The organism is Pyrobaculum sp. (assembly GCF_049971835.1).
Classification (GTDB): Archaea; Thermoproteota; Thermoprotei; order Thermoproteales; family Thermoproteaceae; genus Pyrobaculum.
This window is the reverse complement of the sequence record NZ_JBMFKV010000172.1, coordinates 1-4,092: the sequence shown is the minus strand read 5'-3', so window position 1 is coordinate 4,092 and position 4,092 is coordinate 1. Positions and strand designations below refer to the sequence as shown.

Below are 4,092 nucleotides of genomic sequence, written 5' to 3'. Positions count from 1 at the left end.
GGTGGGGAGTGCTGAGTACTGGAGTGTTGAGGGTTCTAGGAGGCTTTTCCAAGCTGTGGAGGGTAGCAGGGCTGTTAGGTTTATTGTAAATGAGTTTACCCCGGTTGCCGGCTTTGCCGAAATTGCATATGCTATTAAAACTAGGTTTCCTGAGAAGGATGTGTCTATTCATGTAGTTTTCATACACGACGACTATAAAATGTTCATGTCTATACAGCGTGAGTATATGGTTAAATCGGGTGTGGAGATTAGTGAGGAGCCTCCTCCTTATAGAGAGGGGGAGTTGAGAGTTTCTGTCCCCGCTGTGAGGATACACCCCATCGCCGCGGGGCTTGATGTTGATCCGGTGACTTTTGAGACTCAGCACGAGCGTGTATATCTCATAGGGGACTCCTCCTTGTTGAAGCTTGGCTTGCCTCCCATTGGGTGGGGGCTCTGTGGCAGGCCTCGACGCTGGCGCGGGCATTGGCGCAGGAGGTGTCCACCGGCGTGTTTGAGGTGGAGGCTACTGATTGTGTGGTCGCCGGCGATAGGGAGAGGTTTTTGAAGTGGCTTACGTATCGCATGACGACTGGCACGCCGGTGGTGCACCTCAAGGGGCTTTTCGACCTCTAGAAGGAAAGCGTGTTGAGGACGCTGTCGGGGGAGTAGTTTTTAAACTGGTTGGTTTGTCTGCGCGATGGCTGAGAGGCAGAGTTCTGAGAGGGTGGAGGAGTGGAGGCGTCTGTTTGCCTCGTTGCGGGGGGCCGGGGTGGAGCCGTTTCCCCACTCCTACTCGCCTACCCACAGCGTGAAGGCGCTTAACGAGCTTAGGAGGCAGGCCCTTTTGGAGCCGTGGCTGGGGATGGTGGTGAGGACCGCCGGGAGGGTCACAGACGTGAGGAGGCACCCCAACGTCGTGTTTATAGATCTTTACGAAGACGGCGCCCGCTTTCAAGTGATGGCGGATCCCAAGTTGCCAATTCTGGAGCACGTCTGGCGGGGGGATTTCATCGGTGTGGAGGGGCCCCTTGTTAAGACCCAGCGGGGGGACTACGCGGTCAGGGCGTCGTCGGTGGTTCTGCTGGCTAAGGCGGCTCAGCCTCTCCCCGAGTGGGGGAAGGTGGATAGGGACTCGCCGTTTTACATGAGGTACAGGTCGGTGGCGATGGTTCTCGACCTTCAGCTGAGGTGGAGGGTTGCGGCTAGGGCTAGGCTTATACAGGCTTTTAGGGAGGCTATGTGGAGGCGCGGCTTTTTAGAGATCCCCACGCCGGTTCTCCAGCCTATATACGGCGGGGCGGCGGCTAGGCCCTTCACCACCAGGGTCTGGGCGATTGACGAGGAGTGGTACCTCCGCATTTCTCCTGAGCTCTACTTGAAGCGCTACGTAATTGCGGGGTTTCCCAAGGTGTTTGAAATAGGCCCCCAGTTCCGCAACGAGGATATTGACGCCCTCCACAACCCGGAGTTCTGGTCGCTTGAGGCGTACCAGGCCTACGCAGACTACAGAGACGTTATGTCTCTCACGGAGGAGGTGGTGTACGAGGCTGTGAGCTCGGTGCTGGGGACCGGGGTGGTTAGGTACAGGGAGTGGAGCATCAACTTCAGCCCGCCGTGGAGGAGGGTCTCGCTCCACGACGCCTTGAGGGAGTTCGCCGGGGTGGACCCCGACAGGCTGACAGACGACGAGATTAAGGACAGGCTGAGGGAGCTCCAGGTGCCGCTGAGGGTTTACAACAGGGGGATTGCCCTCGTCAAGCTGTTTGAGAAGCTTGTGGAGAAGAAGCTCGTGGAGCCCACCTTTGTTGTGGACTACCCGGAGGAGTCGACGCCTCTCTGCAAGCCCCACAGAGAGAGACCTGGCCTGGTGGAGAGGTTTGAGGCTTTTGTAGGCGGCCACGAGGTGGCGAACGCCTACACCGAGCTCAACGACCCGGTTAGGCAGTACGAGTACTTCGCCAGGGAGGAGCAACTCTTCCCCAAGGAGGAGGCGCACCCCCTGGACTGGGACTTCGTGGAGGAGCTTTCCTTCGGCATGCCGCCCACCGGCGGGGTGGGCATAGGCGTGGATAGGCTTGCTATGATAGTAACAAACGCCGAGTCTATTAAGGACGTCATCCCCTACCCAATTGTGAAGAGGGGATAGCCACCCTGGCCAGGGCGTGCAACACGGCCAATATAAGGAACGCGGCGCTGGACGCCAGGACCCAGTTGGAGATGTAGAGGGCGTAGGCCAGCAGGGCCGCCAGAGCCGCGGCGAGGCCCAGCTCGTATAGGCTGAGGCGGCCGGCCACCGAGGCGAGGCCCTTCGGCGTGACGTGCCACCTGATCCTCCTCTTGAGGAGCCCCATGAGGACGTAGAGGGTTAGGTATGGGCTTAGGGCTAGGAGGAGGGCTCCCGAGGTTATCAGCTTGCCCGCCACGGCGGTGAAGCTGTAGCCGTCTCTCGCGGCTAGTCTATAGACGTAGTAGCTCTGCATCAAGGCGGCTAGGCCTAGGGCCAGCTGGAGTATCAAGATGTGGAGGGGTGGGAGGATTATCCCCATGTAGCCCATGGCCACTCCTGCCAGCATTATGGAGAAGGTGGTTAGTATCATGAGGGGGTGGGTGGCTACGTTTAGAAATACGCTGAGCCTATGGGTCAGGGGCATTTTCAGCTTGAAGATCTCCGCGCCGTACACCGCGAGGAGATACGCCGAGTTGTAGGTCCACCTGGCGTACTGTTTTTTAAACGCGTCGTAGCCCGCCGGCACCTCTACGTAGACCGGAGGCCCCGGCGCGTAGGCCACCCGCCCGCCGTGCAGATAGGCCTTCATCGATATGTCGTAGTCGTCGGCGGTGCAGTTGCAGAACCCGCCCACCTCTCTGAAGAACTCCCGCCTGACGGCTATCCCGGAGCCTAGTGCAAATACGGGGTGGCCGGTGTTGTGGCGGCCTAGTATCGCCACGTGGAGGAGGAGGTATTTGTAGAGGAATAGCTGTAGCTGCGCCACGGGGGTCTTGACGGGGGCGTAGCCGTCCCACCCGAGGAACAGTATCTCCCTCTCCCCCACCGCCCTGGCCCTCTGGCACATGTCGGGGGGCGGCACGCTGTCGACGTCGAGAAATACCAACACGTCGCCCTCCGCCATCTCGGCGGCCCAGTTCAGCGCCACCCCCTTGTACCCCTGGGGGGTGGGCCTTCTCAACACCTTGACGTTGGGCCTGCCCAGGGCCTCCACGGCGCGTTTAACCTCCTCAAACACGTCGGGGGGGTCGTCGGATACGATTAAAATCTCGGCGCGGGGGCACTGGAGGGCGCCGAGCCTCTTCACAGCCTCGGCCACGGTTTCGGGCTTCTCGTTTTTCACCGGTATGATTATGGAGAGGGGGACCTCCGCCGGGGCGCCCGCGGGGCCCTGGGGGTCCGTCCTGGCGTGTCTGGCGTAGAACACGTAGTGGGCGATGAGGAGTATGGACAGCACCAGCAACGCCATGTAGAGAGAGAGGAGCGTGTGTTGAAGCCACGGAGGTATATCCGGCGCGTTGGGAATCGTCACGGGGCCCTCCCTCGTCTTGTTTAAAACCAGGAGGGTGTCGTTGATGAGATTCCTGGGTACCGTAACAGTCGGAAAGGTTATATTAACCACAAGCCGCGTTTGGGGAATAATTTAAAGTCTTCACGCGGAGGGCCTTGGGGACGTGATACCTAGATACTCCACTAATGTGATGCAGAGGTGGTTTTTATAGGCTCCTATAGTAACGTGGTGGCTGTCTACGAAACTCCCAGGGTTCTGCTTGTGGGGAGCTGGGGATCCGAGGCGCTTGTGTCCGCCTTCACCGACGCCTTGTATAGGGGGGTAGAATGGGGAGAAGCTCTGAACAGCCAAACTCAAGACGTCATAGCCAGGCGCATCTCCGCCTTCTACAGGCAGGGCCACTGGTCTGTCTTTGAGTTTATGGGGGCGCAGTTCCTCGTGGAGTGCTCAAGGGCGTGCCACACCCAGTTCATCCGCCACAGGCTGGCCTCCTACTGGAGCGAGTCTCAGCGCTACGTGGACTACGCCAAGAGGGAGATTAGGTTCGTGGTGCCGAGGGGCTTCCCCGCCGACATTTTGAAGAGGGCCTACG

3 protein-coding genes and 1 pseudogene are annotated in these 4,092 nt (G+C 59.5%); 3 read left to right on the top strand and 1 reads right to left on the bottom strand.

All coding sequences use genetic code 11. From position 1 onward, the window contains the following. Positions 1–547: pseudogene (locus tag ACP5J3_RS11660) on the top strand (hypothetical protein); the annotation flags it as partial. Positions 548–679: 132 nt separating this feature from the next. Then, a complete protein-coding gene (locus ACP5J3_RS11655) occupies positions 680–2,128 on the top strand; it encodes a lysine--tRNA ligase (RefSeq protein WP_428495845.1) in 1,449 nt (482 codons plus the stop codon). Here ACP5J3_RS11655 and ACP5J3_RS11650 read toward each other — a convergent pair. Beyond that, entirely contained in the window at positions 2,097–3,611 is a 1,515-nt protein-coding gene (locus ACP5J3_RS11650; RefSeq protein WP_428495844.1) for a glycosyltransferase, read from the bottom strand. The two genes, ACP5J3_RS11655 and ACP5J3_RS11650, sit on opposite strands and share 32 nt — an antisense overlap. Positions 3,612–3,725: 114 nt before the next feature. Here ACP5J3_RS11650 and ACP5J3_RS11645 point away from each other — a divergent pair. Next, positions 3,726–4,092: FAD-dependent thymidylate synthase (locus tag ACP5J3_RS11645; protein WP_428495843.1), on the top strand; the 367-nt coding region annotated here is incomplete at its 3' end.